Here is a 311-nt window from a genome sequence, read left to right as displayed (position 1 = left end):
GACTCTGCGAAGTCGATCGCCAACCAGGCGCTGCAGACCACCGTCGGCTACTCCACCAAGTCCAACGTCTCCACCACGATCGCAGGTGCGACGGCGGCCGATCTGCGCGGCACCACCTCCTTTGCCAGCGCGACCGCGAGCAGCAACGTCGTGTATAACGGCACGGCCGGCGGCACCACGGCGGCAACCGGCAGCACGACCCTCGGCGCCACCATCGGCTCGTTCGCCAGCACTGGCGCAACGGCCGGCGACGGCACCACGGCGCTGACCGGCACCATCACGCTGATCGCGACCAACGGCACCACCGCAAC

General features: G+C 69.5%; 1 pseudogene. It reads left to right on the top strand.

The window, feature by feature from the left end:
* Positions 1-311: pseudogene (locus tag AC0L2J_RS34815) on the top strand (DUF1522 domain-containing protein); the annotation flags it as partial.

The organism is Bradyrhizobium sp. MV1.5 (assembly GCF_055807615.1).
Note: the sequence above shows the minus strand (reverse complement) of the source record. Positions and strands in the feature narration are given on the sequence as shown.